The organism is Mycobacterium sp., assembly GCF_032162605.1.
Lineage (GTDB): Bacteria > Actinomycetota > Actinomycetes > Mycobacteriales > Mycobacteriaceae > Mycobacterium.
Genome location: NZ_JAVROT010000049.1, coordinates 1 through 7,752, shown reverse-complemented (window position 1 = coordinate 7,752; position 7,752 = coordinate 1). Strand labels below are relative to the sequence as shown.

The window sequence follows — 7,752 nt, the reverse complement described above, 5'->3', positions numbered from 1 at the left end:
GGCGTCGAGCTTCCGATCGGCGCGGCACTGGTGGCGGAGGCGTGGGCGAGCAGCAGGCACCGCGCCAAGGCCAGTGGAGTGATGATGTCCGGGCTGGCGCTCGGCGCGCTGCTGGCGGCCGTGGTGTACAACTTCGTCGGACACCTCGGCTGGCGGTGGACCATGGCGTTCGGCCTCATTCCGGCGCTGCTGGTGCTCTTCATCCGGCGCAACGTGCACGAGCCGGAGACCATGGCCGAGGTCAAGGCCACCAGGGCCAGGCGCAAGACGGAGCGCGCTGCCGGCGCCGCCAAGCAGGGCAGTGACAGGTTCGTCCTCACCCAATTGTTCACCCCGCCAATGCTGAAGACGACGGTGGCGTGCACCCTGATCTGCGTCGGCGCCCTGTTCGCCTTCTGGGGCGTGAGCACCTGGACCCCGCAGAACATCCGCGCAGTCGTCGCCCACGACGGCTTGACCGATGCCGCGGTGGTCACCGCCGTCGCATGGGGCACCGCGATGCTGAACATCGGTGGTGCGCTCGGGTACATGAGCTGGGGCTTCATCGCGGACAAGATCGGCAGGAAGAACACCTACGTGATGAGCCTCGTGGTCGGTCTCGCCGCCGTGTGCGTGCTCTACCCGTTCGCCGACACCTACGCCATGTACATGTGGCTGCTGCCGGTCGTGGGTTTCGGTGTCTTCGGCGTGCTGGCCGGCAATGCCGTGTACTTCCCGGAACTCTTCGGCCCGTCGGTTCGGGCGTCGGCCATGGCGGTCACCAACAGCATCGGCCGGTTGTGCACGGCCGCAGGCCCACTCGTCGCAGGGGCGATCGCGACTGGGTGGTTCGACGGCAGTATCGGCATGGCAACCACGGTCATCTCCGCACTGATGGTGATCTCGTTCGTCGGCCTGGCTCTCCTGCCCGAGACCCACGGCCGCTTCCTGCACGCCGAGGCCGAACAGGAATCCGCAGCCGGCACACCACGAGTGGCATCGGCGGCGGACGTCAAGCCTCCGCGGCTGCCTCAGTAGAGCCTGGCAGCCGACTCAGCGCATGCCGGCGGCGACGCTCTCCGCGATGCCCGCAGCCGCTGCGGACGGGTCGAGGTACCGACCGCCCGATACCCGGGGGCGGGTCTCGTCGAGGTCGTAACGCAGCGGCACCCCGGTGGGCAGGTGCAGCGAGCGCACCTGCTCCGGAGAGAGGCCGTCGAGGTGCATGCACAGCGCGCGCAACGAATTACCGTGCGCGACGACGAGAGTGACGCGACCCGCCGCGAGATCGGCGGCGATCGCCCCATGCCAATACGGGAGCAGCCTGCGGGCAGCGGCGTGATGCCCAGCGCGCCGTAGACCACCGGCGCATCGATGAGTCGCGGGCCGGCCGCCTCCACCACCGCCGCCGCGCGCCGCATGGCGCCCAGCCAGTGGGTGCCTGCCGCGACGAGCAGTCGACCGGGCTCGCCTGAGCAGCCAGTTCCCCTGCGACCGCCCCCATCTGGTCGTCGGTGCGTAGGCACGACACGACGATGTCGGCGGCGCGGTCCAGTTCGGACAGATCCGACGCGGGCTGGGCGCCCTTGGCCGCGGCGGCGGCGAGGCGCTGCGGATCGACGTCGTAGGCGATGACGTCGAATCCGTGGCCGAGGATGTGCCCGGTCATCGGCAGACCGATGTCACCAACTCCGATGACTCCGATCATGTTTCGTCTCCTTCCCTCAAAGTTCCTCGAACGCGGCGGCGTCGCGGGGAGCGCCAGGCCGAATGTGGTCGAAGGCTGGCCATAAAGAACCTAATGGTATTACAGCTAGTTTATTGTGGTGACGGTCTCAACCGCGCCGAGACGGTGACTTTAGAGAGGGCGGATCGTGCTGAGAGCAGACGTCAATGAGCTGTTGACCCGTACCGGTCCAGGTACGCCGATGGGGGAGTTGTTCCGGCAGTACTGGCTGCCGGCGATGCTGGCCGAGGAATTGCCCGACGACGACTGGCGGCCCGTACGGGCAAAGCTGCTGAGCGAGCGGATGATCGCGTTCCGCGACAGCCAGGGGCGCTACGGACTGATGGACGAATTCTGTGCCCACCGCGGGCTGAAGGAGGCAGACGCCGATGAGTTCCACGTCGGACACACCGGCCTCCGAGGCCGTGATCGACGGCATCCTCACCCGCTACACGGTCGCGGGATCGGGTCCGCCGCTGTTGATGTTCTCACCCGGCGGATTCAACGCGACGATGTCCAATTGGGAAACGCACGGGATCTATCAGCGCACGGCGATGCTGGCCCGGTTGCGAGAACGGTTCACCTGCATCACCTTCGACAAACGCGAGTCCGGCGGATCCGGTGGCCGGGTGGAGCGGGTGCGGTGGCTCGACTACGCCTATCAGGGCATCGGGCTGCTCGATCATCTCGGCTACCAACGGGCCTACGTCATGGGCGCGTGCGTCGGTTGTTCGATCGCCACGGTGATGGCGACCGTTGCGCCCGATCGCCGCGACCGCGAGTTCACGGCCCGCTACGTCGACCTGGATCCCGCCCGGTACCAGGTGATCGTCGCGGGCATGTGCAGGTTGTTGTTCGACCGGGACACCGTGCCCGGTGCGGAGCTCGAAAATCTTCTAACGCTGAATGTTCCGGCGCTCATCGTGCCGGGGAACGACTCTTCGCATGCACCGTCGGCGGCGCATACCTACGGGAGTGTCTGCCTGCGGCCGACTTCTGGGACGCGCCCGTGGCCGCCCAGACGGCCGAAACCGCACCCGCCAGGGTCATCGACTTCCTGCAGTCACTGCCCGCTTGACACGTGCCGGGCAGTACGCCCGATGTGCGTGCGCATGACAGCGGTGGCCTTCTCGAGGTCACGCTTCTTGATGGCGTTGACGAACTGGCGGTGTTCCCGGCTGCCGCGGATTCCCATCTCGGGATGGCCTTCCTGGACGTGTTGCAGCGAGCTCAGGGTAGGGCCGTGAAACGAATCGGCCAGCATGGCGATGGCGGCGTTGTGACTCGCGCGGGCCACACGGCTGTGAAACTCGGCCGACAGCGACATCGGATAGGAGCCGTTGGCAAGGTCCTCGTCGGCACGGTCGCAGATCGCGAGAAGGTCGGAGATGTCCTCCTCGGTCGCCCGCTCGCAGACGAACGGGATGATGCCGAGTTCGAGGATCTGACGGGCCTCGGTGACTTCCTTGTCGGTGAGCTGGGACAGCGAGAGCAGGTCGATGATGCCCTCGCCGACCAGCGCGCACGTCGGCGCTGTGACGAAGGCGCCGCCGTGGGCGCCGACCTTGATGGCCACCATGCCGTTGGCTTCCAGCCCTCGCAAGGCCTCCCGTACGGTGACGCGGCTGACGCCGAAGCGCTCGCCGAGGTCGCGTTCGGGGGGCAACCGGTCACCCGGCTTCAGCTGCCCGTCCCGGATGAGCAACCGGATCTGGTCGACGATCATCCCCGACGCCCGACCGGGGACGACCCGACTGAACATACCGTCCGCCATCGCGTTCGACTTTGCCAACTGATCCTGTGACGCCATGGACCAATCATAATTCCACTAGACCTTCAACGGGGAGCTATGACGTTCAGGGCGTGCCGGGCATCGGCTCGGACGCCCGGGCCGCCGGGAGCGGGGCCGATGCCCACGGCAGGCACTCGTGAGTGGTGCGAATCCGGTCTCGGTGGGTGAGGTTCCCGGTGACGTCACACCCGCGCACGGATGACGTGCAGATCCCATGGTGCTCAACGCAATAGAGCGCACCGGCCCCGTTCCTGGGCCAATGACTGGGTCGCAGGCGGTTCCTCGAAGGCCCGCGGGCTCGACAGAGGTTCCTAGGCCCCGTGGATCCTGGCCGCGCTCTCCGTCTCCGCCGCCTCCTCCGTCGCGGCGTCGCCCGCGTTCGGGGGCGGAGTCCGTGGCATCGCCACCACGGCAAGGGCTGTCGCGACCGCGACGATCAGTACACCGAGGAACACCGCGGCCGAACCCGACGTGATCGCCGCAGGGCCGACGGAATGAACGTCACCCGAACCGAAGATCGCGTTGGCGATGGCGCCGAATATGGCGACTCCGACTGCGCTGCCCAGCGACCGGGCGAACATGTTGCTGCCCGTGACGACTCCCCGTTCGTTCCACTCGACACTGGACTGAGCGGCGATGAGAGTCGGCAATGCCAGCAGGCCCATGCCAGCGCCGATCACGAAGCACACCGCAGCAACGACGGCAACGTTCGGTCGGTGCGCCGTCGCCGCCAGCGCCGAGGCTCCGAGGATGACCAGTGCGGCACCAACCACTGCGGTTCTCTTGAAGCCCCAGCGCAGATAGAACCTTCCGGAGAGGCTCGCGGTGGCCGGCCATCCGACTGTCAAGGCTGCCAGCGCAAGGCCGGCGACGATTGGCTCGACGTGCAGGGAACCTTCGAGAAACGTTGGCACGTAGGAGGTGAGCCCCATCAGCATCGCGCCAACGCCGAGCGCCACGATGGTGGTCGAACACAGCAGTCGGCGCGACAGCACCCAGAGCGGCAGGATCGGTTCGACGGCTCGACGCTCGACGATCACGAAGCTCGCCAGCAGCACGCCGCCGATCGAGAACACACTGATACTCGCCGTCGAGGTCCATGCCCAGGTCTGTCCGCCGCCAAGGATGGCAAGGATCAACGTCGTCATGGAGCACGCCAACAGCAGCGCGCCCAGGTAGTCGACGTTGCGCCGCCGATGTTCGACGGTCTCGTGATAGTGCCGCTTGAGCATCCACATCGCGAGCAGGCAGAGCGGGATGTTGATCAGGAAGACGCCTCGCCAGAGTCCCAATTGCGAGAAGACGCCGCCCAGGGTGGGGCCGATGACCGACGACATCGCCCATACGCTGGCCAGATAGCCCTGCACCCTGGCTCGTTCGGCCAGCGTGTAGATGTCCCCGACGATCGTCATGGCGGTGGGCTGAACCGCCCCGGCGCCGATACCTTGCACGGCGCGAAACACGATCAGCGCGGGCATGTTCCACGCCGTAGCGCACAGGATGGAGCCGAGAAGGAATAGGGCTATCCCCGTCAGCAGTATCGGCTTGCGGCCGAGGGTGTCAGAGAGCTTCGCGTAGATCGGCGTGGTCACGGCCTGCCCGAGCAGGTATACCGAGAACAACCACGGGAACTGGTCGAATCCGCCCAGCTCGCCGACGATGGAGGGGATGGCGGTCGCCAGCACGGTCGAGTCGATGGCCACCAATCCGGTGCTGAGCATGACGGAGATGAGGATTGGCCCGCGCTCCGACCGAAACCCGACCGCGGTCGTCGATTCGGGATTCACCATCGACTGATCCGGACACCCAACCCGGTGTCATCGACGTCCAGCACCCACGATCCCTTCAGCCGCACTTCTGCCGATTCCGACGAACGGAACCCTGCGCGCCGAGGTCGTCCTTGGCCCGGCACGCCGTTTCTACGCATTGATTGCGACGGGGCAGTGTCCGCTGCGAGGTTACGCCGGGTACCTGGACGGTGTCTGAGTGGGGACAGCCGGTCTCGGCCAACGCCCTGAGCGATCGGCCAGCCGGTGAGGCAAATGAGATAATCGGCTCATGAGCGATACAGAGGGACGGATCGGCTTCGTCCAGGCTACCTGGCATCGGAATATCGTCGATCGTGCCCGCGACGGGTTTACTTCGAAGGTGACCGAACTGGGTTACTCGCCGAGCGCGTTGGACTTTTTCGAGGTGCCCGGTGCCTTTGAAATCCCGTTGACTGCAAAACGTCTAGCCCTCTCGGGTCGTTACGCCGCGGTCGTCGCGGCGGCGCTCGTCGTCGACGGCGGGATCTATCGTCACGAATTCGTGGCCACTGCGGTCATCGACGGATTGATGCGGGTTCAGCTCGATACCGACGTGCCGGTGTTCTCCGTGGTGCTGACGCCGCATCACTTCCACGAGCACGACGAGCACGTCGGCTACTTCAGCGAGCACCTCGCGAAGAAGGGTGCCGAGGCGGCCGTCGCGTGCGCGGCGACGCTCGCCTCCCTGAAGGCGCTGCCGATCGCCTGATTCGCCCTGGCGGGATTGCGACGGGCGAGTCACGTCGGCACTCGCTCGCATGGAGCGCAGCTGCGCGTTCTTGGCGAGCGGGGCGGTGTGGGTCTGGTCGTGGTACTCGCGCGCGGTGTCCGGGTCGAGTGAAAGCGCGAACTGGTCGCTCCAGCGAAACTCGAAGCGCGCCTTGGATAGACCGTCGTCGCGCAACTGCGCCTGGGGGCGGCCCTTGGCCAGGTCCGCGGCGTGGGCGGCGATCTTGTAGGCGATCACGCCGTCCTTGACGTCCTGGCGGCCGGGCAGGCCAAGGCGTTCCTTCGGCGTGACACAACAGAGCATCGCGGTACCGGCCTGGGCGATGATCGCGGCGCCGATCGCGGAGCTGATGTGGTCGTGGGCCGGCGCGATGTCGGTGGTGAGCGGGCCCAGCGTGTAGAATGGTGCGCCGTGACAGAGCTGGTCCTGCAGGCGCACGAGATCGGCGATCTTGTGCATGGGGACGTGCCCGGGGCCCTCGATCATCACCTGTACGCCATGGACTTTCGCGATCTTGGTGAGCTCGCCGAGGGTGCGCAGCTCGGCGAACTGCGCACCATCGTTGGCGTCGGCGATCGACCCGGGCCGCAGCCCGTCGCCCAGTGACAGCGTCACGTCGTAGCGAGCGAGGATCTCGCAGAGTTCGTCGAAGTGGGTATGGAGCAGGGACTCGGTCTGATGGGCCAGGCACCAGGCCGCCATGATGGCGCCGCCTCGGCTGACGATGCCGGTGAGCCGGCCCGCGGTCATCGGGAGGTGGCTCAGCCGCAAGCCGGCGTGCACGGTCATGTAGTCCACGCCCTGCTCGGCCTGCTCGATGACGGTGTCGCGGTAGACCTCCCAGGTCAGGGCGACGGGATCGCCGTCGACCTTCTCGAGGGCCTGATAGATCGGCACCGTGCCGACTGGTACCGGCGAGTTGCGCAGGATCCACTCGCGGGTGGTGTGGATGGCACCCCCGGTGCAGAGGTCCATGATGGTGTCGGCGCCCCAGCGGGTGGCCCACACCATCTTGTCGATCTCCTCCGCGACCGACGACGTGACCACCGAGTTGCCGATGTTGGCGTTGATCTTCACCCCGAACGCCTTGCCGATGACCATCGGCTCACTCTCGGGGTGGTGGTGGTTGGCCGGGATGACCGCCCGGCCGGCGGCCACCTCGTCGCGCACCAGCTTGGGCCGTACGCCCTCGCGGACGGCGATGAACGCCATCTCGGCGGTGACCTCCCCGGTGCGCGCCCGCTGCAACTGCGTGCCGCGGTCTGCGACTACGCCGGGCCGCGGCCGCAGTCCCGCCGTCAGGTCGATCACCGCGTCGGCGTCGGTGTACGGGCCGGAGGTGTCGTAGAGGTCCACGTGCTGCCCATCGGAGAGATGCACCCGGCGGAACGGGACCCTGGCGCCCGCCACGTCGACGAGGTTCCGGTGGAACTTCGTACCGCCGGTGATCGGGCCGGTGGTGACGGACCCGCCCAGGGTCGACCCGCCGGTCATGCGGGCACGGCCCGACCGACGGGCACCCGCGCTCACAGCGCTTTGAGTTCCTCGGTGACGGCGCTGACGGATTTCTTGGCGTCGCCGAAGAGCATGGAGGTTTGGTCGAGGAAGAACAGTGGGTTTTCGATGCCGGCGTAGCCCGAGGACATGGATCGTTTGAGTACGATCACCGAGCGGGATGCGTCGACGTTGAGGATCGGCATGCCGTGAATGGGTGAGC

The 7,752-nt window shown here is 67.0% G+C and carries 6 protein-coding genes and 2 pseudogenes; 2 read left to right on the top strand and 6 right to left on the bottom strand.

Going from position 1 to position 7,752, the window contains the following annotated elements; all coding sequences use genetic code 11:
• Positions 1-1,017, top strand: a 1,017-nt coding sequence (locus tag QOI01_RS02720) for an MFS transporter (RefSeq protein WP_526378356.1), incomplete at its 5' end; no start/stop codon positions are given.
• A gap of 15 nt (positions 1,018-1,032) precedes the next feature.
• Here QOI01_RS02720 and QOI01_RS02715 read toward each other — a convergent pair.
• The 4 genes and pseudogenes from QOI01_RS02715 to QOI01_RS02700 all read right to left on the bottom strand — a co-directional run.
• Positions 1,033-1,305 (bottom strand): annotated as a pseudogene (locus tag QOI01_RS02715) (histidine phosphatase family protein); the annotation flags it as partial.
• Positions 1,226-1,687: an NAD(P)-binding domain-containing protein gene (locus tag QOI01_RS02710; protein WP_526378354.1), complete on the bottom strand. Its 462-nt coding sequence runs from the start codon at positions 1,685-1,687 to the stop codon at positions 1,226-1,228. The gene QOI01_RS02710 and the pseudogene QOI01_RS02715, both read right to left, overlap by 80 nt.
• A 1,081-nt stretch (positions 1,688-2,768) precedes the next feature.
• Positions 2,769-3,515: a FadR/GntR family transcriptional regulator gene (locus tag QOI01_RS02705; protein ID WP_526378352.1), complete on the bottom strand. Its 747-nt coding sequence runs from the start codon at positions 3,513-3,515 to the stop codon at positions 2,769-2,771.
• Between the two features lie 293 nt (positions 3,516-3,808).
• Positions 3,809-5,287: an MFS transporter gene (locus QOI01_RS02700; protein WP_526378350.1), complete on the bottom strand. Its 1,479-nt coding sequence runs from the start codon at positions 5,285-5,287 to the stop codon at positions 3,809-3,811.
• Positions 5,288-5,555: 268 nt separating this feature from the next.
• On the opposite strand from QOI01_RS02700, the gene QOI01_RS02695 reads away from it, so the two are divergent.
• Positions 5,556-6,014 carry a 6,7-dimethyl-8-ribityllumazine synthase gene (locus QOI01_RS02695; protein ID WP_526378348.1) on the top strand — a complete coding sequence of 153 codons (459 nt, stop codon included), beginning with the start codon at positions 5,556-5,558 and terminating at the stop codon, positions 6,012-6,014.
• 48 nt (positions 6,015-6,062) lie between these two features.
• On the opposite strand, the pseudogene thiC reads toward QOI01_RS02695, so the two are convergent.
• Together thiC and QOI01_RS02685 are read right to left on the bottom strand one after the other, a co-directional pair.
• A pseudogene (thiC, locus tag QOI01_RS02690) lies at positions 6,063-7,529 on the bottom strand (phosphomethylpyrimidine synthase ThiC); the annotation flags it as partial.
• Positions 7,530-7,561: 32 nt separating this feature from the next.
• Positions 7,562-7,752 (bottom strand): NAD(P)(+) transhydrogenase (Re/Si-specific) subunit beta (locus QOI01_RS02685; RefSeq protein WP_526378346.1); only part of this gene is annotated, 191 nt, incomplete at its 5' end.